This is a genomic window from Pseudomonas sp. JR33AA, assembly GCF_021378985.1.
Lineage (GTDB): Bacteria > Pseudomonadota > Gammaproteobacteria > Pseudomonadales > Pseudomonadaceae > Aquipseudomonas > Aquipseudomonas alloputida.
Map to the genome: position 1 here is coordinate 49,252 of NZ_JAJSAW010000016.1, position 23,501 is coordinate 72,752.

Sequence of the window (23,501 nt, forward strand, 5' to 3'; positions counted from 1 at the left end):
GGGGATTTTCAGGAATGGGGGAGGGCGACGCGCGCAAGCGGTGTCGCCGCGGGTGCAAGCCTGCAATCCGGTCGCTCGGGCCGTTCTTGAAAGGACTCACTGCCATAACAAAAAAGTACATGGAGTAGCGTCGATGAAATCTGCAAACCTGTTCTGGCGCCGGGCCAAGCTGCCCTTGGCCGTCAGCCTTGCTTCCACGCTCGCAAGTCCTGCTTTCGCTGTCAGTTTCAATATTGGTGAAATCGAAGGCCAGTTCGACTCGTCGCTCTCCATCGGCGCCAGCTGGTCGACGGCCAACCCCAACAAGAACCTGATAGGGGTGAACAACGGCGGCAAGGGCCTGTCGCAGACATCCGACGATGGCCACCTGAACTTCAAGAAGGGCGAAACGTTCTCCAAGATCTTCAAAGGTATTCATGACCTGGAGCTCAAGTACGGCGACACCGGTGTGTTCGTGCGCGGCAAGTACTGGTACGACTTCGAGCTGAAGGACGAACACCGCCAGTTCAAGGACATCAGCGATTCCAACCGCAAGGAAGGCGCCAAGTCGTCCGGCGCCGAACTGCTCGACGCCTTTGTCTACCACAACTACTCCATCGGCGATCAGCCTGGCTCGGTGCGTTTTGGCAAGCAGGTAGTGAGCTGGGGCGAAAGTACCTTCATCGGCGGCGGCATCAACTCGATCAACCCCATCGACGTGTCGGCGTTCCGCCGCCCCGGGGCCGAGATCAAGGAAGGCCTGATTCCCGTCAACATGTTCTACGTCTCGCAGAGCCTGACCGACAACCTGTCGGCCGAGGCCTTCTACCAGCTTGAATGGGACCAGACGGTCGTCGACAACTGCGGCACCTTCTTCTCCCAGCCGGACATCATTGCCGACGGGTGTACCGACAACTTGCGCGTGCTCAATAGCAGCCGCACAGTGCCGGGCGCTGCGCAGCAGTTCCTCGCCACGCGCGGCGTGAACATCAACGAAGAGGGTGTGATGGTACGCCGCGGTGCCGACCGCGATGCGCGTGACAGCGGCCAGTTCGGTGTGGCCATGCGCTATATGTTCGAGCCGTTGGACACGGAGTTCGGCGCCTACTTCATGAATTACCACAGCCGTGCACCCATCTTCAGTGCCACAGGGGCCCCGCCGTCCGTGTTCGCCGGGCTGAGCGCCCTGCCGGCACAACTGCGCGCATTGGCGCCTCTGATCGTCGCGGGTAATTCCGAGTACTTTGTGGAATACCCCGAGGATATCCGCCTTTATGGCTTGAGTTTCTCCACCACGTTACCCACTGGCACCGCCTGGAGCGGCGAAGTCAGCTACCGCCCCAATGCGCCAGTGCAGCTCAATACCACGGATATCCTGTTCGCCGGTGTCCGTCCCATTGGCGGCGCATTGAGCAACGCATCGTTGCTGGCCGGTACGCCGGGGCAAGACCTGCACGGGTACCGCCGTAAGGAGATCACTCAGTTCCAGACCACCCTGACTCACTTCTTCGACCAGGTGATGGGTGCCAGCCGGATGACTGTAGTCGGTGAATTGGGTGTCACCCATGTCGGCGGCCTGGAGAATGCCCACGATACCCGCTACGGTCGCGACCCGGTGTTCGGCCCAGGTCCGTTGCCCTCCACCGGTGGCGCCGATACCTGCCAGGCGCTCAATGGCAGCACCATCGCTGGCGCTGGTGCAGGGGCATCCACCACCAACCTGAACCGAAAGTGCGAGAATGACGGCTACACCACCAGTACTTCCTGGGGTTACCGCGGCCGCGTCATCTGGGACTACAACGACGTTTTCGCGGGTATCAACCTGAAGCCGAGCGTGGCCTGGTCGCATGACGTGTCCGGCTACTCGCCTGGCCCTGGCGCCAACTTCGAGGAAGGCCGCAAGGCTGTCAGCCTGGGCCTGGACGCCGAGTACCAGAACACCTATACGGCGAGCCTGTCGTACACCAACTTCTTCGATGGCAAGTACAGCACCGTGGATGACCGCGACTTCGTCGCCCTCAGCTTCGGCGTGAACTTCTAAGCATACAGATCCAGGACGACACGACATGAACAAGACCAGAAGTCTGCTGCAAGCCGGTGTACTGGGCCTGTCCCTGCTGGCGACCAGCGTCATGGCAGCCGTATCCGCCGACGAGGCAGCCAAGCTGGGCAGCACCCTGACCCCGATGGGCGCCGAGAAGGCCGGCAACGCCGACGGTTCCATCGGCCCATGGGAGCCGCTGTCGAAGACCGCAGGCAGCGTCGATGGCAAGGGCTTCCTGTCCGACCCGTACGGCAGTGAAAAACCGTTGTTCACCATCACTGCGCAGAATGCCGACCAGTACAAGGACAAGCTTGCGCCAGGCCAGTTGGCCATGCTCAAACGCTACCCGGATACCTACAAGATCCCGGTGTTCAAAACCCATCGCGGCGCAACCATCCCGGCGGATGTGTTCGCGGCCATCAAGGAAAACGCCACCAAAACCACCCTGGTGGAAGGCGGCAACGGCCTGAGCAATTTCCGCACGGCGGTACCGTTCCCTATTCCGAAAAGCGGCCTGGAGGTGATCTGGAACCACATCACCCGCTACCGCGGCGGCAGTGTCAGCCGCCTGGTGACCCAGGCCACGCCGCAGCAGAACGGCTCGTTCAACCCGGTGTACTTCTCTGACCAGTTCGTCTTCCGCGACAAGATGAAGGACTACGACCCGAACAACCCAGGCAACATCCTGTTCTACTTCAAGCAGGAAGTGACCGCGCCTGCGCGCCTGGCCGGGACCGTGCTGCTGGTGCACGAAACCCTCGACCAGGTGAAGGAGCCGCGCAAGGCGTGGATCTACAACGCCGGCCAACGCCGTGTGCGCCAGGCACCGCAAGTGTCGTATGACGGCCCGGGTACCGCCGCCGACGGCCTGCGTACGTCGGACAACCTGGACATGTTCAACGGTGCACCCGATCGTTATGACTGGAAGCTCGAAGGCAAGAAGGAACTGTATATCGCATCGAACGCCTTCAAACTGGATGATCCGAAACTCAAGTACGCCGACATCATCAAGGCCGGGCACATCAACCAGGACCTGACCCGTTACGAGCTGCGCCGCGTCTGGCACGTGATTGCTACCCTCAAGCCAGGCCAGCGGCACATCTACGCCAAGCGTGATTTCTACATCGATGAGGACACCTGGCAGGCCGCAGTGATCGACCAGTACGACGGCCGTGGACAACTGTGGCGCGTGTCCGAGGCCCATGCTCAGCCTTACTACAACGTGGAAGTACCTTGGTACACCCTGGAAGCCATCTACGACCTGCAGTCCGGTCGTTACCTGGCCCTTGGGATGAAGAACGAAGAGAAACGTGCCTACGACTTCGGCTTCAGTGCCAGCAAGGCCGATTTCCAGCCGGCAGCGTTGCGTCAGTCGGGTATTCGCTAAGCTGAAATCACTGAACGCCCTGTGATCCCCAGAACGCCCCGGCTCGCCGGGGCGTTTCTATTTCCGGGGGACCTGTGCGGTCCACCCTGGAGCGGGTTCACCCGCGAAGAGGCCGGACAAGGCAATCAACCTCCTGAATACCTCTCCAAACCCCCGCCCCAGCCCCTGTCCATCAGCCATGTTGCTTTTTGTCGCAGTCTTTTCCGCGCCAATTGCGCCCATCATCTTCAAATGCGCTGCGTTAACGGCTAGTCTCGCAAACATCCATACCGCCGTTGTCTTCCAACCAGAACGAGCCGGCCATGACAGATATGTCCCGTACCCATGGATTCGCAAGTCAGGCCCTTGGCCTGCGGGACGGGCGTTTCTTCCGGCCGCCGCTGCCGGACGGCCATGTGCCGCGCCTTCGTTTGTGCCAGCGGCTGGAAGCCGGTTTGGGCGGGCGGCTGCTGCTGGTCAATGCCCCGGCGGGTTTCGGCAAAAGCTCCCTGGCCATCGAGTTTTGCGAAACACTGCCCGAGCACTGGCGCAGCCTGTGGCTTGGCCTGAGCCAACGGGATGCTGACCCTGGCCGCTTCCTTGAGCGCTTGCTGGAAGGCCTGCAGCAATACTGCCCGGCACTGGGCGGCCAGGCCATGGGCCTGCTGAAAATGCGCCAGCGCCACCAGCCGTTTGCCTTTGAAGAGTGGCTCGATGGCCTGCTCGACGAGCTGGCGCTGTACCTGCAAGCTGACACGCCGCTGCTGCTGGTGCTGGACGACTATCACCTGGCCCAAGGGCCGGTGCTGGACCGTTGCCTGCAGTTCTTCCTCAATCATCTGCCCCCTGGCCTGGTATTGCTGGTGACCAGCCGCCAGCGGCCAGACTGGCACCTGGCGCGCCTGCGCCTGTCCCGGCAGTTGGTCGAGCTTAACGAACAGGACCTGCGCCTCACTGCGGATGAGTCGCTGGCAGTGATCGGTCGCCAACCTACCGGCCTGCGCGGCCAGGCACTGGACAATCTGATCCAGCGCAGCGACGGCTGGGTGGCCGGGCTGCGTTTCTGGCAGCTGGCGGCCAGCGACAGCGCTGACGAGCAAGCCTTGCCCCAGGCGCTGCATGGTGGCGAGGGCCTGATCCGCGACTATCTGCTTGAGGAAGTCATCGACAGGCTACCTGCAGATGTGCAGGCTTTCTTGGACGAAACCGCCAGCCAGGAGCGTTTCTGCGCTCCGCTTTGCGATGCGATGCGTGGCCGCCACGACAGTGCCGCCGTCCTGAGCTTCCTGCAGGCGCATCAGGTGTTCCTTGTGCCGCTGGACGAGCATGGGCACTGGTTCCGTTATCACCATTTGTTCTCCGACCTGCTGCGCAGCCGCCAGGCGAGCGATTCTCAGGTCGCTCTGCATTTACGGGCCTGCCGCTGGTTTGAAGCACAAGACCTGCTGGACGAGGCGGTGGAGCAGGCTTTGCGTGCCGGCCACCTCGATGTTGCTGCTGACCTGGTGCAAAGTCTGTCCGAGGAGCAACTGCTGGCCGAACAGAACGTCGGCATGTTGCTGCGCTGGAAGATGGACCTGCCCGACAGTCTGTTGATCAGCACGCCGCGGCTGATCGTGCTGTACAGCTGGGCGTTGGGCCTGGCTTGCCAACTGGATGCTGCCGAGGAACTGGCCGGCTACCTCAGTCGCTTTCTGCCCGCACCTTCGGCGACCGCGCAAAAGTCGATGCTGGCGCAATGGCTGGCGCTCAGTGGGGTCATTGCCCGTGGCCGTGGCGACCGCGAGCGCACCCTGGCCTACTGCGGCGAAGCGCTACAGAGCCTGCCGAGCAAGCGCTACGGCCAACGCCTGGTGTGTTTGTCGACGCTGTCCAACCTGGCCATCGCCGATGGTGACTTCTGGCGCGCCCGAGGCTGGAACCGCGAGGCCCTGGAGCTGGCCCAGCGGGTCGGTAACCCGTTGTTCGAGGCGCTGGCTCACTACGACCGGGCGCGAGTGCTGCATGCCCGTGGCGAGGCGCTGCGTGCATTGGACGAAGTGCGCCAGGGACTGCAACGTCTGCAAGGGCTTTCGGCGCAGCGGCTGTATGCTGTGCGTGCGCGGCTGACGCTTTACGAAGGTTACCTGCTGGTCTCGCGTCTGCAGCCGGCTCAGGGCCGCGCGCGTTTGCGCGCAGGGCTGGGCGAGGCGCGATCGTGCCGGGACATCAGTGTGCTTATCGGTCATTGTGTGATTGCCACGCTCGATGGCCGGGAAGGTCACTTCGCCGAGGCCTTTGCCGAACTGGCCGAGGCCGAGCGCCTGATGCACATCTGGGATGTGCCCCCGGTCTACTACCTGGCCATGATTACCCTGGTCAAATGCGAACTGTGGCTGGCCCAGGGGCGTACCGATCTGGCGGAGTCCTGGCTGCAGCGCCTGGGCCAGACCTATGGCGGCGAGCAGCCGGCGGCGGCACCGGAATTCCATCCGCTGCTGCCGCTGCACATTGCGTTGCAGCAGGCATTGCTTGATCGCATCCAGTTGCGTAGCGACGATGCCGAGCAACGCCTGGCACGCCTGGTAAAGCGCGGCCAGGCCAGTGGCGGCATGATGCTCGCCGTCAGCGCCCTGTGCCAATGGCTTTCCCTGCTGTTGGACGAAGGCAAGGAAGGGCAGGCCGCGCAGTTGCTGCCCAGTTTGCTGGAAGCGGCGCATGGCGGCGTGATTCAGCCGATGCAGCCACTGCTGGAAAAACACCCGCAGTGGCTCTATGAACAACTGCAGGCAGGTGCCGCTTGCCCGGTTCAGGCGGAACTGCTCAAGCACCTGCCGCCAGTGCCAATCGCCAGTACGGGCAACGGCGAAGCGCTGAGTGGCCGCGAAATGGCGGTGCTCGAACTGATCGCCCAAGGCTGTTCCAATCAGCAAATCAGCGAGCGGCTGTTCATTTCCCTGCACACGGTGAAGACCCACGCCAGCCACATCAACAGCAAGTTGGGCGTGGAGCGGCGCACCCAGGCAGTGGCCAAGGCCAAATCCCTGGGGTTGCTGGCGTGATACTGGCCCTGTAGGTCATTGCTCGTTAAAGTGATGGCCTGACGCCATAGGTTCTGGCCGACAATACGCTACCCTCATCTTTCCCGACCAGCTGCCGATACAGCTATCGGTGGCATCGCCTCGCGCGATTTTTCAATCATTCCAAGGCAGGTCGTGTTGATGCTGCAGTACGGGCAAAAGAGCTTTCTGATCGTCGACGACTTTACCGACTTTCGTACGTCGACCCGTTCCATGTTGCGCGAGTTGGGCGTGCGCGACGTGGACACCGCTGACAGCGGCGAGCAGGCGCTGCGCATGTGCGCGCAGAAGCGCTATGACTTCATCCTGCAGGACTTCCATCTGGGCGATGGCAAGAAGAACGGGCAACAGGTGCTTGAAGACCTGATCATCGACAAGCACATCAGCCATGAGTGCGTGTTCATCATGGTCACAGCCGAGAGCAGCCAGGCGATTGTCCTCAGCGCCATCGAGCACGAGCCCGATGCCTACCTGACCAAACCGTTCAACCGGGTTGGCCTTGCCCAGCGCGTCGAGAAACTGTTCCAGCGCAAGACGTTGCTAAAACCGATCCTGCAGGCGCTGGACCGCAACCGTCCGGCCGAAGTACTGGCGGCCTGCGCCGAGCTGTGCAAGAAGGATCCACGCCTGGCCCCCTTGTGCTTGCGCTACCGGGCCGATGCCCTGCGCAACCTCAACCGTTTCGAGGAACTGGAAAAATTCCTCAAGGCCATCCTGGCCAGCCGTCCGCAGCCGTGGGTATACGCCGCGTTGGGCGCACTGATGCACAAGCGTGGTCAGAATGCCCAGGCCCAGGGTGTATACGAGCAGGCGCTCAAGGCGTTCCCGATCATGCCAGGGCTTTACGATGGCATGGCCGAGGTACTGGTGGCTCAGGGTGATACCCGGCGCGCGCAGAACCTGCTTGAAGAAGCCGTGCGCCTGTCGCCTTTGTCGGTGCGGCGGCAATCGACGCTGGGCAAGCTGGCGCTGGAGAACGAAGACTTCGAGAGCGCATCAAAGGCGTTCCGCCATGCGGTGAACCAGGGGCAGAGTTCGCGCTACAAGGATGCCGAAAACAACCTTGGCCTGGTGCAGGCGTTGATGAGCAAGAATGCAGGCTTCGGTCTGGACGCCCGTACCCGGGTCGAGATCAACACCACGCTCAGCGAAGTGGCCAAGGAAAACCCCGAAGACCAAGGCCTGCAGGTGCGTGCGCGGATGATGAAGGCTGCCAGCCTGCAGCAGGCAGGCGACCCGGAAACGGCCGGCAAGCTGACAGAACAGGCGATTCAGCGCCTGGACAAGATGAACCAGTTCTTCTCTGTCGATTCGGCCCTGACTGTCGCTGCGCAATTGCAGGCGATGGGGCAGGAAGCCGCCGCCATCGGCGTGCTGAAGAACTGTGTGGAAAGTTATGGCGATGACCCCAAGGTCATGGAGAAAGTGGGCAAGCTGACGGATGACCCCAGCGTGCTCAACGCCATTACCGAAGCGGTCACCCTCAATAGGCAGGGTGTGCGCAGTTACCAGGGAGGGCAGCTTGGCGAGGCGTTGCAACTGTTCCGCAAGGCATTGGGTTTACAGCCGAAGAACATCAGCATCGCCCTCAACACCGCCCAGGCGCTGCTGCGCATCGGCGGTGACAACCCTCAGCCTGCGATCATGCAGGAGTGCCGCGACGCCTTGACCAGCGTGGCCGGTATCCCTGCCAGCGACAATCGCTATGACCGTTACCGCAAACTGCACATCCGAGTGTTCGGCGCATGAATCAAGACAATCAGGGGCTGGATTTTTCCACGGTGATCGCCTCCACCGTGCACGACCTCAAAAGTTCGTTGTCGGCGCTGATCCAGTCCCACAGCCAGTGGGTGGAACGTTTGCCCGAGGAACTGCGCGGCGGTGCCGAACAGGGGATCATGGAGCATGAATTTCGTCACCTCAACGGCATGTTGGTGCAATTGCTGGGCTTGTACAAACTGGGTGTGAACCAGTTGCCGGTATGCCCGGACTACCATGAGCTGGATGATTTCATCGAAGCCCAGCTGGCGGCGCACGAGGAAGTCCTCAAGCACAACGACATTCTCGCCACCTGGCGCATCGACACCGACAACCCGCTGGGTTTCTTCGACCGCGAACTGGTGGCCTCGGTGATCGCCAACGTCATCACCAACGCCACCCGCTTTGCCGGGCACGCCTTGCTGATCACCATCGAAGAAGCCGACAACCAGTTGGCCATTTGCGTCAACGATGACGGCCCGGGTTATCCAAAGCACATGCTCGAGCGCCAGGAGGATTACATTCAGGGCATCGACTCGACCAGCGGCAGTACCGGCCTTGGGCTGTATTTTGCGGCGCGGATCGCAGCGTTGCATGAAAGCGGCGGGGTGCGCGGGCGGATCGAGATCTCCAACGGCGGGGCGCTTGGGGGCGGGTTGTTCAGGTTGTTTTTGCCTTAAGGTATTTAGCGCCTGGGAGATCGAGCGCCGCCCGCGCGGCGCATCGCGAGCAAGCTCGCTCCTACATTTGTTTCGGGCCAGTATTGCCTGCACCCTAGCGCGCGACCGCCTTGTTTGTTCCACACAATATCGAGGTGGACACCAAGGGGCCGCGCACCTCTGCCTCAGGAATAACTGGCCCAAAACAAATGTAGGAGCGAGCTTGCTCGCGATGCGCCGCGCGGGCGGCGCTCGGTCTCACAGGCGCCACTTCGCTCAAGACATGAACCTCGTGCACCCACGCCATTTTCCTGTCAGGCTCTCAGCAGAACCCAGCTTCACCTGCGAGAACACCATGACCCAAGCCCCGCCTGCTCTCATCCGCGAAACCTTCCCCGTCGGCCCCTTGCAGTGCAACTGCACGCTGATCGGCGACCCCCTGACCAAGAAAGCCATGGTCGTCGACCCGGGTGGTGATGTGGACAAGATCCTTGCCCGCCTGCAGGTGCACGGCCTGACGCTGGTGAGCATCATCCACACCCATGCGCACTTCGACCACTTCCTCGCATCAGGCAAGCTCAAGGAGCTGACCGGCGCCACGCTGCACCTGCACAAGGACGACCAGATGCTGTGGGACAACCTTGAGATGCAGTGCCAGATGTTCGGCGTACCTTACACCCCGGTACCGGCACCGGACCGCTGGCTGGGCGATGACGAAGAACTGGCCTGCGGCTGCGGTGTGGCGTTGCACACGCCAGGCCATACCCCAGGCTCGATGAGCTTTTGGTTCGCCGACGCCAAATTGTTGATTGCCGGTGACACCTTGTTCCGCCGAGGTATTGGCCGCACCGACTTGTGGGGGGGCGACCAGCGGGCAATCGTGCGTTCCATCAAGGAGCGGCTGTACCGCCTGGACGAAGAGACCATCGTGGTGACCGGCCACGGGCCCGACACCCGTTTGGGCGACGAGATGCGCGAAAACCCATTCGTGCGTGCCTGATGGCACATGAAGGCACTTTCATGGAATTTTTCGTTGCCGATGCGATCCAAGGCTGGCATAGAACCCCTTGGGATCTGCCGCATTTATGAATTTCAGTAGGAGCTTGTCCATGTTCACCATGCGTCGTCTGATTATCGTCGCAACCGCCGCTGCACTGATGACCGGCTGTGCCGGCCAGAACCCTTACGACAACCAGGGGCAGGCGCAGGGTTCCACAGGGATGAGCAAGACCGCCAAGTACGGCGGCCTGGGGGCGCTGGCCGGCGCCATCGCCGGCGCAGCCATCGACCACAACAACCGTGGCAAGGGTGCACTGATCGGTGCTGCCGCAGTGGGTGCCGCTGCAGCCGGATATGGCTATTACGCCGACAAGCAGGAAGCCGAACTGCGCGCGCAGATGGCCAACACGGGTGTTGAAGTGCAGCGTCAGGGTGACCAGATCAAGCTGATCATGCCGGGCAACATCACCTTCGCCACCGACTCGGCCAACATCGCGCCAAGCTTCTACTCGCCGCTGAACAACCTGGCGGGCTCGTTCAAGCAATTCAACCAGAACACCATCGAAGTGGTCGGCTTCACCGACAGCACTGGCAGCCGCCAGCACAACATGGACCTGTCCCAGCGCCGTGCGCAGGCGGTCAGTACCTACCTGACTTCGCAGGGGGTGGATGCCTCGCGTATCACTGTGCGTGGCATGGGCCCGGACCAGCCGATCGCCAGCAACGCTGATGCCAATGGTCGTGCGCAGAACCGCCGTGTGGAAGTGAACCTGAAGCCGATTCCGGGTCAGCAGTATGAGCAGCAAGGCCAGGTTCAGCAGTATCCCTGATTGACCTTCAGGGCCGCGTTGCGGCGCTGTGGGAGCGGGCAGTCCCGCTCCCACAAGGCGTTCAAAGAAGCCTCTGCTTTTAGCGCGTCACGCTGGCCTGAATCGCCGTCAGGGCAATGGTATGCACGATATCGTCAACCTGCGCCCCACGCGGCAAGTCGTTCACCGGCTTGCGCAAACCCTGCAGCATAGGCCCCAGGCTGACCCCGTCGGCACTGCGCTGTACCGCCTTGTGCGTGGTATTGCCAGTATTCAGGTCGGGGAATACGAACACCGTGGCGCGCCCGGCCACCGGGCTACCCGGCGCCAGCTCTCGGGCAATCGCCGGGTTGGCCGCCGCGTCATACTGCAACGGCCCATCGATCAATAGCTCCTGCGCCGCGCCCTGTGCCAGGCGTGTCGCTTCGCGCACCTTCTCGACTTCTTCATCGCTGACCGAATCGCTTGAATAACTGATCATCGCCACCCGTGGCGCGATGCCGAAGGCCTGCGCCGATTCGGCACTCTGTTGGGCAATTTCCGCCAGCTCGGCGGCGCTTGGGTGCGGGTTCATCACGCAGTCGCCATACACCAGCACCTGCTCGGGGAACAGCATGAAGAACACCGACGAGACCAGGCTCGAGCCGGGTGCGGTCTTGATCAGCTGCAGGGCCGGGCGGATGGTGTTGGCCGTGGAGTGCACCAGGCCCGAGACCAGGCCGTCCACTTCGTCCAGGGCCAGCATCATGGTGCCGATCACCACGGGGTCTTCCAACTGCTGCTCGGCCATCGGTGCGTTGAGGTTCTTGCTTTTGCGCAGCTTGACCATGGGCTCCACGTAGCGCCCGCGAATCAGTTCGGGGTCGAGAATCTCCAGCCCTGGCGGCAACGTGATGCCCTGGGCGCGGGCCACGGCGTCGACATCTTCGGGTTTGGCCAGCAGTACACAGCGGGCAATGCCGCGGGCCTGGCAGATGGCAGCGGCCTGCACCAACAGTGGCTCGGCGCCTTCCGGCAGGACAATGCGTTTGTTGGCCTGCTGCGCACGCTGGATCAGTTGGTAGCGGAACACTGCCGGTGACAGGCGCAGTTCGCGCGGCGTGCCGCAGCGCTGGTGCAGCCAGGCCGCGTCGAGGTGGCTGGCGACGAAGTCGGTGATGAACTCGGCACGCTCGCGGTCGTCCACCGGGATTTCGCGGTTCAGCGAGTTGAGCTGGTTGGCAGTGTCGTACGAGCCGGTGCTGACCGAAAGGATCGGCAGGCCGGCCTGCAGTGCACCGCGGCACAGGCCAAGGATACGCACGTCAGGCTTGCTGTCGCTGGTCAGCAGCAAGCCGGCCAGGGGTACGCCATTGATCGCTGCCAGGCTGACAGCGAGGATGATGTCGTCGCGGTCCCCCGGGGTTACCACCAGGGTACCCGAGGTCAATAGCGGGACCGTGTTGGCCACCGTGCGTGCACAGATGATGATCTTGCTCATGCGCCGCTGCTCGTAGTCGCCGGCATTGAGCACCTGGGCGCCGAGCAGCTCGGCCACATCGCGTGTCCGCGGTGCGTTCAGCTCGGGCTGATAGGGGATGCAGCCAAGCAGGCGGAAGTCGTTACCACGCAGCAAGGGCGAGTGCTCGCGCAGGCGGGTGGCGAAGTCCGCCATGCTCTCGTCGGTGCGCACCTTGTTGAGGATCACCCCGAGCACTTTCGGGTCGCGTGGGCCGCCAAACAATTGGGCTTGCAGTTCGACCCGCCCAGACAGCTCGCTGAGCACTTCGTTTTCCGGGGCCGACACCAGAATTACCTCGGCATCTAGGCTCTTGGCCAGGTGCAGGTTGACGCGCGCTGCGTAGCTGGCGTGGCGCGTGGGCACCATGCCCTCGACCACCACCACGTCATTGCCGACGCAGGCTTGCTGGTAGAGGCGGATGATTTCTTCAAGCAACTCGTCCAGTTGGCCATCGCCCAGCATGCGCTCGACGTGGGCCAGGCTCAGGGGGACCGGTGGTTTGATGCCGTGGGTGCGGGCGACCAGTTCGGTGGAGCGCTCAGGGCCGGTGTCACCCGGGTGGGGCTGGGCGATAGGCTTGAAGAAGCCGACCTTCAGGCCGGCACGCTCCAAGGTGCGCACCAAGCCTAGGCTGATCGAAGTCAGGCCGACACCGAAGTCGGTCGGCGCAATGAAAAATGTCTGCATGCGTGCTTCTCGAAATAAGCGGTGCAAGAAATTAACGGTCAAGGGTAGCGCTATCGGCCCCTTGTGCGCACCAGCCGCAAGCGAAAGGCTGGCCGATGTGTTGCGCACGTTGTGCCGGGTCGAGCACCCAGGGGCGCGCCTGCCACGGCGGCTGGTGGCGCAGGTGCTGGGTATGGCCGCACGAAAGTTCCGCCACCCAGTGGCCTTCTTCGTCCTGATGAAAGCCGTTGATCCGACTGATGGGCCGTTGCTCGTCTGCACCGCGTTCGCAATCGGACGATGGCAAGGTTACACTTGTCCGCTCTACATTCTTTTGCAAAAGGTCTTGCCCCATGCTGATCGCCGCCAACAAGGCTGTCTCCATCGACTATACCCTGACCAACGACGCCGGGGAGACCATCGACAGCTCCGCCGGTGGCGCGCCGCTGGTTTACCTGCACGGTGCCGGCAACATCATCCCGGGCCTGGAAAAAGCCCTGGAAGGCAAGCAGGCTGGTGACGAGCTGAACGTTTCCATTGAACCTGAAGAGGCCTACGGCGAGTACCTGGCCGAACTGGTCAGCACCCTGAACCGTAGCCTGTTCGAAGGTGTCGACGAGCTGGAAGTGGGCATGCAGTTCCACGCTTCGGCGCCGGACGGCCAGATGCAGATCGTGACCATCCGCGACATCGACGGCGACGACGTCACCGTTGATGGCAACCACCCGCTGGCTGGTCAGCGCCTGACCTTCCAGGTCAAGGTTGTGAACGTGCGTGATGCCAGCGACGAAGAAATCGCTCACCGTCACATCCATGGTGAAGGTGGCCATCACCACTGATTTTCTGCGCTAAGCTCAGAAAGTCGCCAGGCGCTCGGGCAAGCCGATTTGCCTTCCTACGGGAGGTGAACGGTTTGGACGAGCGCCTTTTTAGTGGGCGAAATTCGCCTGCACGGCAACCGGGAACCTGAGAGGGGATTTCATCATGAGTGCATTTCACGACCTGAAACTGGAAGCGCTGAACGGCGGAGAGCTGCCCCTCGCACCCTTCAAGGGCCAAGTGGTGCTGGTGGTCAACGTTGCCTCCAAATGTGGCCTGACGCCGCAATACAAGGCCCTGGAAAACCTCTACCAGATCTACAAGGACAAGGGCTTCAATGTGCTTGGCCTGCCGTGCAACCAGTTTGCCGGGCAGGAGCCGGATAGCGAAAAGGAAATCCAAGAATTCTGCAGCCTTAACTATGGTGTGAGCTTCCCGCTAGGCGGCAAGCTGGAAGTCAACGGGCCGCAACGTCATTCGTTGTACCGCCTGCTGGCGGGCGAGGGGGCTGAATTTCCTGGTGACATTACCTGGAACTTCGAGAAGTTTCTGGTAGGCAAGGACGGGCGGGTGCTGGCGCGCTTCTCGCCGCGCACGGCGCCGGATGACCCGGCGGTGGTGCAGGCGATCGAGAAGGCGTTGGCCTGATTCAGGGGCCGCGTGAAAGCGGCCCTGATAATTTTGTCAGTTGCGATAATCTCCTCTGCATTGCTTAATCCCATTCAAGACGCTGCCCTTTGATGGCAGTGAATTGATTGGCGCCGGGGGTGTGTATGTTCTTCTATCAAGACTCGCGACTAGCGCTTATTAACTCTGGGGCGGTACAGCGGCGTATTGTCGAGGCAAGTACCCATCCTTTGGCTGTGATACAGGAAGGAATACAGGCTTTTTTACTGGCAACGGATGTCAACACATCGGTGCTGTCGGAACAACGGCATTCGATAGCACTACGGTGCTACACGCCTTATGGACTTCACGCTATCGAGCCCTGGGGGCCAGGGTTTACCGGGCAGGTGCAAGACGTGATAACCGAGGGATATTTGCTGGGTAATGGTTATCGGTTGTATAGCCCGAAGCTCATGCGATTCTACTCAGCCGACAGCTGGAGCCCTTTCGGCAAGGGAGGGATAAATGCCTATGGCTATGGTGCTGGAGATCCAGTCAATGGCACTGACCCTACAGGACATATGTTCAACCGTCTGCGCCTATTCTGGAAAATGATCAAGTATCATGATGCCGTTGCTGCTGGGAATGCTGAAAAAATATTTCTCAGAGAGGGTAAGCATCTTATTCCCCCTAGCGAGATTAACCTAAGACAAGAGCTGGATCGTCGAGTTGTCAGCGCTCAGAACAACCTGATAGAACACCGCCGCACGCTCAACACACTTCCTGATGTGCCACAAAATGCGGCCCAAAGGGATTTCGCACAAGAACGAATTGTAATAAATCAGGCGCTGCTTAACGACGCGGTTCGCAGGGATCTGACAGTCCAGGAAAAATTTATTGTAGAGCCTTCAACCCGATATACCTTTACGGTAGGTAAGAACGGCGATATAGCGGTGGAAATCCGCGAACCTCGCTAGTTGCGGGGGTATAGAAGAATCGACTGCCGTGCGTTCGCGCGGTCCAGATAGCCTTCAAACTGCTCGACAATCGCCGGCCAACCTTGGCGACTGGCATGTTGGCGAGCATTCAGGCGTACCCGCCGCAACGTTTCCTCTTCTTCCATCAGCCAGCAGGCTGCATCCATGAACGCCGCCTGGTCCCCAGGCATGGCCAATGCGCCGCTGTGGCCGTGGCGTATGTGGTGCGCCGCGGCTGCCTCGTCATATGCAACCACCGCCAATCCGGAGGCCATGGCTTCGAGCACCACGTTGCCGAAGGTTTCGGTCAGGCTCGGGAACAGGAACAGGTCGCCGCTGGCATAGTGCTCGGCTAGCACCTCACCACGCTGGGCACCACAGAACACTGCATCCGGCACTTGCTCTTGGAGGGCTGAACGCTGTGGGCCGTCGCCCACCAGGATCAGGCGTACGCACTTCTGTGGATACGCCTTCTGCAATGCCTCAAGGCTGGGACGGAGCAGTCCCAGGTTTTTTTCTGCAGCCAGCCGCCCGACATGCAACACCGCGATATCGTCCGGGCCGAGGCCCCAGCTTTCGCGCAACGTCTGGCTGCGCCGGGCCGGGTTAAACAGGCGAGCATCGACACCCCGTGCTAGCAGCTCCAGGCGCTCGAAACCACGGCGCTCTAGCTCCAGGCGCTGGCTGACACTGGGCACAAGGGTGATTGCCGTGCGCCGATGGAACCAGCGCAGGTAGTGGGTGAGCAGGCGTGCCAGCAAACCCAGGCCGTACTGGCCGGAGTACTGCGGGAAATTGGTGTGGAAGCCGCTGACGACCGCGATTCCCAGGCGTCGGGCCGCGCGCAGGGCGCTGAGCCCCAGCGGCCCCTCGGTGGCGATGTACAGTACGTCCGGGCGCTGTCGGCGCCAGCGGCGCAACAGCTTGTGCATCGACACCTCGCCCCACTGCAAACCAGGGTAGCCAGGCAGCGCCCAGCCACGGCACAGCATCAGGTGCGGGTCGTTGTGCGCGTACCCTTCGCCGGCCTGGCGCGGGCGCACCACCTCGACCTCATGGCCACGTTGGCGCAACCCTTCACTGAGGCGGCCAAGGGTGTTGGCCACGCCATTGATCTCGGGTGGGAAGGTTTCGCTGACCAGGGTAATGCGTAGGGCAGGTGTATTCATGACAAAAAGTTTCCGCCTGCCGGGTTGCGCTGATGTGACCGCTTTGTGACGTAAAGATGACGCCTGACTGCCGGCACTTTCGCCTTCATGATTATTTCCTCGCACAGCACTCAAGAAGGTGTGGCGGGCAGCCGATGAAGATGCATTCGACTACGTGATGCGCTCCAGGAGAGCGGTGATGTTCAACAACAAGCTCAAGCAAGAAATCCGGCAACTGCGCGAAGACCTGATGTCCATCGAACAGGTCAAGAGTAGTCTCGACAGCGAGATGCTGGTGCTGCAGCTCGACCCTCAGGGACGGATCGAGATGGTCAACGGCAACTTCGAGAGCGAGATGCTCTACCGTGCCGAACAATTGCTTGGACGCAATATCGAGGACATAGTCCCTGCCCATGTAAAGTCGCTGGACTTCTACCAGCGCATGAAAAGCGCGATCAGCCGTGGCGAACACCTGAACGGTGCGTTTCGTCTTCTGCGTGGCGATGGTCAGGAAGCCTGGCTGCGCTCGATCCTGCAGCCGGTGAAGAACAGCGAGGGGCGCATCAAGTACTTCACCCTGCATTCCAGCGACCTCACCCGAACCATCGAAACCTCACGCGAGCACGAAAGCCTGATCAAGGCACTGATGCGCTCTACTGCGGTGATCGAGTTCGACCTCGACGGCAACATTCTCACTGCCAACGAGCGTTTCCTGTCCACCGTCGGCTATCGCCTGGAGCAGATTCGCGGTAAGCACCACCGCATGTTCTGCGAACCGCAGGAGGTCAACTCGGCCGGCTACCAAGCGTTCTGGGATCGGCTGCGCCGTGGCGAATATGTTGCCGAGCGCTTCAAGCGCATCGATGCCCATGGCCGGGTGATCTGGCTGGAGGCCTCGTACAACCCGATCTTCGATGCCCACGATGTGCTGTACAAGGTGGTCAAGTTCGCCACCGTGATCACCGATCAGGTCAACCAGGAGCTGGCAGTGGCCGAGGCGGCAGATGTCGCCTACAACACCTCGCTGGGTACCGATGTCAGTGCTCGCAAGGCCACCGAAGTGGTCACTCAGACGGTCACTGTGATGCGTGGACTGGAGGCTTCGATGCAAGAGGCGGCCGACGGCATCCAGGCGCTGGATACCCAGTCGCGGGTGATCGGCTCGATCATCAAGACCATCAGCGACATTGCCGGGCAGACCAACCTGCTGGCCCTTAACGCGGCCATCGAAGCCGCCCGTGCGGGCGAGCAAGGGCGGGGCTTTGCCGTCGTTGCCGACGAAGTGCGCCAATTGGCCTCTCGCACCAGCACCGCCACCGAAGAAATCGCCCGGGTGGTACAGCAGAACGAACAACTGGCGCAGGCGGCAGTGGCGATCATCGACACCAGCAAGCGCCAGGCCGAACAGGGGCTGGCCCTGGCGGATGAGACGGGCAGCGTGATTGTCGAGATCCAGGACGGGGCCAAGCGGGTAGTGGACGTAGTGGGGCAGTTTTCCAGCCGGCTGGGGCAGTGAAACCCAGGCCAGGCACGCTCTGCTTTTTTGTGGGAGCGGCCTTGTGTCGCGATAGGGCCGCAGAGCGGCCCCAGATTTCAGCGCCGATGCACAGATTGCTGGGGCCGCTTTGCGGCCCTATCGCGACACAAGGCCGCTCCCACAGGGGCCCGCGCAATCGCACACGGCCCGGGTGTCAGTTGCGCTCCCGCACCCAGAACAATGTAGCCCCGGCCACTGCCGCCGGCATCATCAGCACGTTCACCACTGGAATCATCAACGCCAGGTAGGTAATGCCGCCAAAGCCCAGCGACTGCCAGCGCTTGCTGCGCAGCCATGCCAGCATGTCCTGCCAGCTCATCTTGTTGTTATCCGCCGGGTAGTCGATGTACTGGATGGCCATCATCCACACGCCAAAGATCAGCCACAGCGGCGCAGCCACCACGTTCACCACCGGGATCAGCGACAGGATGAACAGGCCGATGGCGCGTGGCAGGAAGTAGCCCAGCTTGCGCATTTCGCGACTGAAGGTGCGCGGTACCATGGCTGCCAGCTCGCCCCAGCTGAAGGCTGGGAAGGTGTCTTCGCCACGCACCACCACCTCGACCTTTTCTGCCAGAAAACCGTTGAACGGCGCGGCAATGATATTGGCCACCAGGGTGAAGGTGAAGAACACCATCAGCACCAGCAAGGCAACGAACAGCGGCCAGAGGATGTAGCTGAGGAAGCTCAGCCAGTCAGGCAGCGTTGGCATCAGGGCGTCGAGCCACAGGCCGAACTGGTGGCCGGCGAAGTAGATCAGGCCGCCGAACAGCAACAGGTTGACCGCCAGTGGCAGCAGCACGAACAACCGCAGGTTGGGGCTCAGCACCAGTTTCAGGCCTTCGCGCAGGTATTGGGGGCCAGAGAGGACAGGGGCTTGCATCTAGATACTCCGCAGAGAAGGAAAACGCGCTGACCTTACCGAGTTTGCCGCGCTGACGAAAGGCACGCCGGGGGCGGGAAACGGGATGTAACAAAAGCGCCCGGGGCTTGTTATCGATCAAATCGCAGCATAGGCGATGCCTATGAGGTGGATTGTCTAAGGATATTTCCTTAATCTTTGCGACCTCGCTACAGTGCGCTCAACTTTTCGCTTTGCGGGCCTGCGCGTTGTAGCCTTCCCCAAGTGCTGCGTGGGTCCTTTTTAATTACATGGCTGGCGCAGCCGGCACACCGATGCCGGCCCTGCGGCCCGCTCGACAGGAGTTCGACATGTCTGAAGTACGTCATTCGCGCGTCATCATTCTCGGTTCCGGCCCTGCCGGTTACAGCGCTGCGGTGTATGCCGCCCGTGCCAACCTCAAGCCGCTGCTGATCACCGGCATGCAGGCGGGTGGCCAGCTGACCACCACCACCGAAGTCGACAACTGGCCGGGCGACCCCCACGGCCTGACCGGCCCGGCTCTGATGCAGCGTATGCAAGAGCACGCCGAGCGTTTTGAAACCGAAATCGTCTTCGACCACATCAACGCGGTCGACCTGGCCAACAAGCCGTTCACCCTGCAGGGTGACAGCGGCAAGTACACCTGCGATGCGCTGATCATCGCCACCGGCGCCAGCGCTCGCTACCTGGGCCTGCCGTCGGAAGAGGCCTTCATGGGCAAGGGTGTTTCGGCCTGTGCCACCTGTGACGGTTTCTTCTACCGCAACAAGCCGGTCGCCGTGGTCGGCGGTGGTAACACTGCCGTGGAAGAGGCACTGTACCTGGCCAACATCGCCAGCAAAGTGACCCTGGTACACCGTCGCGAAACCTTCCGCGCCGAGAAGATCCTGGTCGACAAGCTGAACGCCCGTGTGGCCGAAGGCAAGATCGAGCTCAAACTCAATGCCACCCTGGACGAAGTGCTGGGTGACAACATGGGCGTAACCGGTGCGCGCCTGAAGAACAACGACGGCAGCAGCGACGAAATCAAGGTCGACGGCGTGTTCATCGCCATTGGCCACATCCCGAACACTTCGCTGTTCGAAGGCCAACTGACCCTGAAGGACGGCTACCTGGTGGTCAACGGCGGCCGCGAAGGCAACGCCACCGCTACCAACGTAGAAGGTGTGTTTGCAGCTGGCGACGTGGCTGACCACGTTTACCGCCAGGCCATCACCTCGGCCGGTGCGGGCTGCATGGCGGCGCTGGATGTCGAGCGCTACCTGGACGGTTTGGCCAACGCCGCGTTCTGATCTGAGAAAGCCGGGGCTGCTTTGCGGCCCTGATAAAAAACCGGCCAAGCGCCGGTTTTTTATTGTCTGCAATCAGCTCACAGGCTCAGTCGCATCGACAGGTCCACCGCTTTAACATCCTTGGTCATGGCGCCAATCGAGATGTAGTCCACCCCTGTCTCGGCAATCACCCGCAGGGTCGTTTCGTTGACCCCGCCGCTGGCTTCAAGTTTGGCTTTGCCAGCGGTAATGCGTACTGCTTCGCGCATCTCATCCAGGTTCAGCTCGTCGAGCATGATGATGTCCGCGCCAGCGGCCAGCGCCTGACGCAGTTCGTCCAGGCTTTCGACCTCGATTTCCACCGGCTTGCCCGGCGCAATGCGGTGCGCTGCGGCCACAGCCTCGGCTACGCCACCGCTGGCGGCGATGTGGTTTTCCTTGATCAGGAAGGCGTCGTACAGGCCTATTCTGTGGTTGTCGCACCCACCGCAGGTCACGGCGTATTTTTGCGCCAGGCGAAGGCCCGGCAGGGTTTTGCGAGTGTCCAGCAGGCGCACCTGGGTGCCGGCTACCAGGTCGGCGAAGAAGCGCGCACGGGTGGCGACCCCCGACAGCATCTGCAGGAAGTTCAGTGCGCTGCGCTCCCCACTGAGCAGCGAACGGGCCGGCCCTTCCAGGTGGAACAGCGGCTGATTGGCAGTGGCCTGCTCACCGTCGGCTACCTGCCAGTGCACTGCAACGCGCGGGTCGAGCTGGCGGAATACGGCGTCGACCCAAGCGGTACCGGCGACCACACAGTTTTCACGGGTGATGATTGTCGCTTTGGCCAGGCGCTCGGCCGGGATCAGTTGCGCGGTGATATCGCCACTGCCGATGTCCTCCAACAGCGCGCGGCGCACGTTGGCTTCAATTTCAGCGGTCAGGTCGGCAAGGCGTAGGTTCGGCATGGTCGGCTCCACAAGCTAGTTGCCCGCGATTATAGGGCAGGGGGCCGGTGTGTACAGCCGCCATGGCGCTGACCTTTGGTCGGGCGTCGTGAGTAATCGGAGCAGATCAGGGTCTTTACCAAGCAGCGAAACGGCGCTGGTAGCTATACGATTTTTTACCGATAATAACGACCAGTATTTGGCGTCATAGCTTTGACGATTTCCAGCCCTTTCGGGCAAGACACCCTGCAAGGAGTCCAGGATGCAAAAAGAAGGCAAGGTGGTGCCCTTGGCGGCAGCCATCGACCGAGGGGGGCGCACGCCTCATCCTTGCCTTCCTGTCTTGTTGCTGCAGGTGCGCGACAGGGCCGCGTTGCAGTTGCGTCAGGGCCTGCAGGACTTGTTCGACAATGCCGATGACGTGCTCTTCGAAATGGCCGACAAGGCCTTGGACCGCGGTGACCAGAACCTGTACTTCGAGGCCATGCGTGACCTGCGCCTGAAGCGCAAGAGCATCGAGCGTGGTTTTCTGGATACGTTCCATGATGCTGTCCTGCGAACCGGCAAGGTCGACTTGCTGGCAAACCTGGTCGAGCCGGGCAATCCGCGCAGCAAGGCTCAAGTGGAGCGGGCCGCCGCCGTTGAGGGTATGGTGGCGCGGGTGCGGTCACGCGATGGCATTGCCCTGCAGCAACTGGGGCTGCGCCTGCAGGCATTGCTCGACCGTCCCCTGTACGAGCAGCACAACCCATTTGGGCCAGCCGCGCTGTGCCGTTACTTCCTCGACGCTGGGCGTAATCTGGGCGTGGGCCTGCGGGTCAAGCTGGTGCTGCTGAAGCTGTTCGAGCGTTATGTGCTGCGTGATGTCGATGTGATCTATGGCGAAGCCAACCAGTTGCTGGCTGCTGCCGGCGTACTGCCCGAACTGCAACCGGCGCCGCGCCGGCGTGCCGAAGACCGGCGCATGCGCGTGCGTCCTGGGCCGGCCAACCTTGGCCAGGAGGTGGGGGCGGACGCCGCAGGGCAGGCGTTGTTCGCCTCGTTGCAGGCGCTGCTGGCACCGGCGCGCGGGCAGTTCGCTCCGCGCTTGCATGCGGTGGCTGCCGCCCAGCCGATCAGCACAGCCGACCTGCTCCGGCTACTTTCGCATTTGCAGCGCTACGTGCCCGCCACGCACGAGACCGATGACTTCGAGCTCGGCCAGCAGCTTGAACAGCTGCTGTTGCGGGTGAGTGTGCGCAGCGGCACGCGTCGGCGCCTTCATGTGGCTGACGAAGACATGATCAACCTGGTTGGCCTGCTGTTCGCGTTCATTCAAAACGACGACAACCTGCCGGCCAGCCTGCGGGCGCTGATTACGCGCCTCCATATTCCCCTGCTCAAGGTGGCATTACTGGACAAGGGGCTGTTCAGCCGGGGGAGCCACCCGGCTCGCCGGTTGCTCAACGAAATCGCCGGCGCCGCGATTGGCTGGGAGTGCGGCAGCGAAGGCCGGCGTGACAGCTTGCACGTGCGGGTAGAGCGTATCGTCCAGCGCCTGCTCAATGATTTTGCCGATGATGCAAGCCTGTTCGCCGAGTTGCTCGACGACTTCCTGGCATTCAATCAGGACGAACGGCGACGTAACGAATTGCTGGAGCAACGCACTCGCGACGCCGAAGAAGGCCGTGCCCGGGCAATGCAGGCCAGGCAGCAGGTGCAGCACGTGCTCAACCAGCGCCTGCGTGGCCGGGTACTGCCGCAGGTGGTGGTGCACATGCTGGTGCAGACCTGGAGCCAGGTACTGCTGCTGGCTTGGCTGAAGCAGGGCGAGGCATCACAGGCCTGGCGCGACGCAGTGCACACCATGGACATGCTGCTGGAAAGCATCACGCCGCCGCATGAGCCGCAAGCCTTGCTGCAGCAGGTACCAGCCTTGCTCAAGGCGCTGCGCGATGGCCTGGTCAGCGTAGCCCTGGACGCGGTGGCGACCCGCGAGTTCTTCCTGCAACTGGAACAGTTGCACCTGCGGGCCTGCGCAGGTAAAGAGGCGCCGCCTGGCGGGGCAGGCCAATCGTTGGGCGATGTGCGGGTGGCCGAAGAGATTGTGCTGGCGATTGCCGAAGAGCCCGCCTGCGTGCCTCTGCACGCTACCGACGGGCAGGCTGCAGCGCTGCGCCAGGCTCAACGCCTGCGCATCGGCACCTGGGTCGAGGTGCTCGACGAGGAGGAACCCCTGCGCTGCAAGCTGGTCGCGCGCATTGACCGCAGTGACAGGCTGGTGTTTGCCAACCGCACCGGCATGAAAGTGCGCGAGTGGAGCAGCGCCAGCCTGGCCCAGGCACTGCAGCGGCACGAGGTGCGCGTGCTGGATGACCGCCAGTTATTCGAACGGGCGTTGGAGTCGGTACTTGAGAGTTTGCGGCAAGGGCAGGCGCAGTAGGCAGACGCATTACAATCATTCACATGCACACGGCGTTGGCCGCAGGGCATACTGTGGGCATGTTCACGGCGT

At 62.0% G+C, this 23,501-nt stretch carries 17 protein-coding genes and 2 pseudogenes; 14 read left to right on the plus strand and 5 right to left on the minus strand.

The features are described from left to right. The first annotated feature begins 133 nt into the window (after nucleotides 1-133). The 7 genes from LVS58_RS20875 (at nucleotide 134) to LVS58_RS20905 (ending at nucleotide 10,694) form a co-directional block, all read left to right on the plus strand. Complete coding sequence (locus LVS58_RS20875) at nucleotides 134-2,020, plus strand: DUF1302 domain-containing protein (RefSeq protein ID WP_233692635.1); 1,887 nt, start codon at nucleotides 134-136, stop codon at nucleotides 2,018-2,020. 25 nt (nucleotides 2,021-2,045) lie between these two features. Beyond that, on the plus strand, nucleotides 2,046-3,410 hold the full coding sequence (locus tag LVS58_RS20880; RefSeq protein WP_233692636.1) for a DUF1329 domain-containing protein: 1,365 nt from the start codon (nucleotides 2,046-2,048) through the stop codon (nucleotides 3,408-3,410). 302 nt (nucleotides 3,411-3,712) lie between these two features. Next, nucleotides 3,713-6,430 carry a LuxR C-terminal-related transcriptional regulator gene (locus tag LVS58_RS20885; RefSeq protein WP_233692637.1) on the plus strand — a complete coding sequence of 906 codons (2,718 nt, stop codon included), beginning with the start codon at nucleotides 3,713-3,715 and terminating at the stop codon, nucleotides 6,428-6,430. A gap of 159 nt (nucleotides 6,431-6,589) precedes the next feature. After that, the gene (locus tag LVS58_RS20890; RefSeq protein WP_003247330.1) at nucleotides 6,590-8,197 is read left to right on the plus strand and encodes a tetratricopeptide repeat-containing response regulator; all 1,608 of its coding nucleotides are present in this window, start codon (nucleotides 6,590-6,592) and stop codon (nucleotides 8,195-8,197) included. Continuing rightward, entirely contained in the window at nucleotides 8,194-8,886 is a 693-nt protein-coding gene (locus tag LVS58_RS20895; protein ID WP_010952009.1) for a sensor histidine kinase, read from the plus strand. The genes LVS58_RS20890 and LVS58_RS20895 overlap by 4 nt, the downstream gene beginning before the upstream one ends. Before the next feature lie 334 nt (nucleotides 8,887-9,220). Further along, nucleotides 9,221-9,865: an MBL fold metallo-hydrolase gene (locus LVS58_RS20900; RefSeq protein WP_233692638.1), complete on the plus strand. Its 645-nt coding sequence runs from the start codon at nucleotides 9,221-9,223 to the stop codon at nucleotides 9,863-9,865. A gap of 109 nt (nucleotides 9,866-9,974) precedes the next feature. Next, the gene (locus LVS58_RS20905; protein WP_233692639.1) at nucleotides 9,975-10,694 is read left to right on the plus strand and encodes an OmpA family protein; all 720 of its coding nucleotides are present in this window, start codon (nucleotides 9,975-9,977) and stop codon (nucleotides 10,692-10,694) included. Nucleotides 10,695-10,773: 79 nt separating this feature from the next. Here LVS58_RS20905 and pta read toward each other — a convergent pair whose 3' ends face one another. Next, nucleotides 10,774-12,861 (minus strand): phosphate acetyltransferase, encoded by a 2,088-nt coding sequence (pta, locus tag LVS58_RS20910; RefSeq protein ID WP_233692640.1) that lies wholly within the window; start codon nucleotides 12,859-12,861, stop codon nucleotides 10,774-10,776. A 31-nt stretch (nucleotides 12,862-12,892) separates the two neighbouring features. After that, a complete protein-coding gene (locus tag LVS58_RS20915) occupies nucleotides 12,893-13,195 on the minus strand; it encodes a DUF3565 domain-containing protein (RefSeq protein ID WP_010952015.1) in 303 nt (100 codons plus the stop codon). Here LVS58_RS20915 and LVS58_RS20920 point away from each other — a divergent pair. From LVS58_RS20920 to LVS58_RS20930, 3 genes are all read left to right on the plus strand, one after another. Continuing rightward, nucleotides 13,194-13,679, plus strand: a complete 486-nt coding sequence (locus tag LVS58_RS20920; RefSeq protein ID WP_003247325.1) for an FKBP-type peptidyl-prolyl cis-trans isomerase — start codon at nucleotides 13,194-13,196, stop codon at nucleotides 13,677-13,679. The two genes, LVS58_RS20915 and LVS58_RS20920, sit on opposite strands and share 2 nt — an antisense overlap. Nucleotides 13,680-13,824: 145 nt before the next feature. Next, nucleotides 13,825-14,307: a glutathione peroxidase gene (locus LVS58_RS20925; protein WP_233692641.1), complete on the plus strand. Its 483-nt coding sequence runs from the start codon at nucleotides 13,825-13,827 to the stop codon at nucleotides 14,305-14,307. Between the two features lie 125 nt (nucleotides 14,308-14,432). Then, on the plus strand, nucleotides 14,433-15,242 hold the full coding sequence (locus LVS58_RS20930) for an RHS repeat-associated core domain-containing protein (RefSeq protein WP_233692642.1): 810 nt from the start codon (nucleotides 14,433-14,435) through the stop codon (nucleotides 15,240-15,242). Here LVS58_RS20930 and LVS58_RS20935 read toward each other — a convergent pair. Further along, nucleotides 15,239-16,411 carry a glycosyltransferase family 4 protein gene (locus tag LVS58_RS20935; protein WP_233692643.1) on the minus strand — a complete coding sequence of 391 codons (1,173 nt, stop codon included), beginning with the start codon at nucleotides 16,409-16,411 and terminating at the stop codon, nucleotides 15,239-15,241. The genes LVS58_RS20930 and LVS58_RS20935 overlap by 4 nt on opposite strands. Nucleotides 16,412-16,718: 307 nt before the next feature. Between LVS58_RS20935 and LVS58_RS25375 the strand changes: the two are divergent. Next, a pseudogene (locus tag LVS58_RS25375) lies at nucleotides 16,719-17,312 on the plus strand (PAS domain-containing protein); the annotation flags it as partial. Between the two features lie 180 nt (nucleotides 17,313-17,492). Continuing rightward, a pseudogene (locus tag LVS58_RS25380) lies at nucleotides 17,493-17,906 on the plus strand (methyl-accepting chemotaxis protein); the annotation flags it as partial. 175 nt (nucleotides 17,907-18,081) lie between these two features. Here the strand turns inward: LVS58_RS25380 and cysZ are convergent. Further along, nucleotides 18,082-18,810, minus strand: coding sequence for a sulfate transporter CysZ (gene cysZ / locus LVS58_RS20945; protein WP_233692645.1), 729 nt, complete (start codon nucleotides 18,808-18,810; stop codon nucleotides 18,082-18,084). 329 nt (nucleotides 18,811-19,139) lie between these two features. On the opposite strand from cysZ, the gene trxB reads away from it, so the two are divergent. Further along, a complete protein-coding gene (trxB, locus tag LVS58_RS20950) occupies nucleotides 19,140-20,102 on the plus strand; it encodes a thioredoxin-disulfide reductase (RefSeq protein ID WP_233692646.1) in 963 nt (320 codons plus the stop codon). A 77-nt stretch (nucleotides 20,103-20,179) separates the two neighbouring features. On the opposite strand, the gene nadC is transcribed toward trxB, so the two are convergent. Then, entirely contained in the window at nucleotides 20,180-21,028 is an 849-nt protein-coding gene (nadC, locus tag LVS58_RS20955) for a carboxylating nicotinate-nucleotide diphosphorylase (RefSeq protein ID WP_233692647.1), read from the minus strand. 241 nt (nucleotides 21,029-21,269) lie between these two features. On the opposite strand from nadC, the gene LVS58_RS20960 reads away from it, so the two are divergent. Continuing rightward, nucleotides 21,270-23,429 (plus strand): DUF1631 domain-containing protein, encoded by a 2,160-nt coding sequence (locus tag LVS58_RS20960; protein WP_233692648.1) that lies wholly within the window; start codon nucleotides 21,270-21,272, stop codon nucleotides 23,427-23,429. Nucleotides 23,430-23,501: the final 72 nt, after the last annotated feature.

What these genes read in the sequence shown, in the direction of transcription:
- LVS58_RS20890 (WP_003247330.1), top strand. Translation starts at nt 6,590, where the DNA reads ATGCTGCAGTACGGGCAAAAGAGCTTTCTGATCGTCGACGACTTTACC.
- LVS58_RS20920 (WP_003247325.1), top strand. Translation starts at nt 13,194, where the DNA reads ATGCTGATCGCCGCCAACAAGGCTGTCTCCATCGACTATACCCTGACC.
- LVS58_RS20875 (WP_233692635.1), top strand. Translation starts at nt 134, where the DNA reads ATGAAATCTGCAAACCTGTTCTGGCGCCGGGCCAAGCTGCCCTTGGCC.
- LVS58_RS20960 (WP_233692648.1), top strand. Translation starts at nt 21,270, where the DNA reads ATGCAAAAAGAAGGCAAGGTGGTGCCCTTGGCGGCAGCCATCGACCGA.
- LVS58_RS20885 (WP_233692637.1), top strand. Translation starts at nt 3,713, where the DNA reads ATGACAGATATGTCCCGTACCCATGGATTCGCAAGTCAGGCCCTTGGC.
- LVS58_RS20935 (WP_233692643.1), bottom strand. Translation starts at nt 16,411, where the DNA reads ATGAATACACCTGCCCTACGCATTACCCTGGTCAGCGAAACCTTCCCA.
- cysZ (WP_233692645.1), bottom strand. Translation starts at nt 18,810, where the DNA reads ATGCAAGCCCCTGTCCTCTCTGGCCCCCAATACCTGCGCGAAGGCCTG.
- pta (WP_233692640.1), bottom strand. Translation starts at nt 12,861, where the DNA reads ATGCAGACATTTTTCATTGCGCCGACCGACTTCGGTGTCGGCCTGACT.
- LVS58_RS20900 (WP_233692638.1), top strand. Translation starts at nt 9,221, where the DNA reads ATGACCCAAGCCCCGCCTGCTCTCATCCGCGAAACCTTCCCCGTCGGC.
- LVS58_RS20915 (WP_010952015.1), bottom strand. Translation starts at nt 13,195, where the DNA reads ATGGGGCAAGACCTTTTGCAAAAGAATGTAGAGCGGACAAGTGTAACC.
- trxB (WP_233692646.1), top strand. Translation starts at nt 19,140, where the DNA reads ATGTCTGAAGTACGTCATTCGCGCGTCATCATTCTCGGTTCCGGCCCT.
- LVS58_RS20880 (WP_233692636.1), top strand. Translation starts at nt 2,046, where the DNA reads ATGAACAAGACCAGAAGTCTGCTGCAAGCCGGTGTACTGGGCCTGTCC.
- LVS58_RS20905 (WP_233692639.1), top strand. Translation starts at nt 9,975, where the DNA reads ATGTTCACCATGCGTCGTCTGATTATCGTCGCAACCGCCGCTGCACTG.
- LVS58_RS20895 (WP_010952009.1), top strand. Translation starts at nt 8,194, where the DNA reads ATGAATCAAGACAATCAGGGGCTGGATTTTTCCACGGTGATCGCCTCC.
- LVS58_RS20925 (WP_233692641.1), top strand. Translation starts at nt 13,825, where the DNA reads ATGAGTGCATTTCACGACCTGAAACTGGAAGCGCTGAACGGCGGAGAG.
- nadC (WP_233692647.1), bottom strand. Translation starts at nt 21,028, where the DNA reads ATGCCGAACCTACGCCTTGCCGACCTGACCGCTGAAATTGAAGCCAAC.
- LVS58_RS20930 (WP_233692642.1), top strand. Translation starts at nt 14,433, where the DNA reads ATGTTCTTCTATCAAGACTCGCGACTAGCGCTTATTAACTCTGGGGCG.